This window comes from Vibrio sp. 2132-1 (assembly GCF_033344315.1).
Genome location: NZ_JAWPON010000855.1, coordinates 1 through 519, shown reverse-complemented (window position 1 = coordinate 519; position 519 = coordinate 1). Strand labels below are relative to the sequence as shown.

Below are 519 nucleotides of genomic sequence, written 5' to 3'. Positions count from 1 at the left end.
TGAAGACATTCCGCTTGACAGCAAAATCTCATTGTACGGCTTAAGTGCTTCTTACCGAGTGATGAAAGAGTGGGACGTGACAGGCGAGTACCATTGGAAGACCGATTCGACCTACGATGAGTTAGAGCAAGGTGCGCTGATTTCAGTGAACAAACATCTTGGCGACAACTTCAAAGTCGGCGTCGGCTATAACTTCTCAGGCTTTGACAGCAACCTTGCGAATGATGATGACTACGACGCATCAGGCGTGTTCATTAACCTAGTTGGCAAGTTATAAGAGGGTCACATGAAAACGACGATTCGCTTGTTGAGCGGCATTATGATTGGTGCATTGTTAGCAGGTTGCGCTACCGAAACTTACGTGAGCCAAGAAAACCGAGAGAAATTCTCCGATGTGAATGTCTCTAAATTTCTTATTAGTGAGTGCTTAGCGCCGCAGCGAGAAATTCATATTGCCGTTGCAGAGCACTTTGATTTCGACAAATTCAATATCCGTGAAGCAGATGCGACAAGTCTGGA

The 519-nt window shown here is 45.7% G+C and carries 1 protein-coding gene and 1 pseudogene; both read left to right on the top strand.

Going from position 1 to position 519, the window contains the following annotated elements:
* On the top strand, positions 1-277 hold a 277-nt coding region (locus R8N47_RS28390; protein WP_318186505.1), incomplete at its 5' end, for a hypothetical protein.
* A gap of 9 nt (positions 278-286) precedes the next feature.
* Positions 287-519, top strand: a pseudogene (locus R8N47_RS28385) (OmpA family protein); the annotation flags it as partial.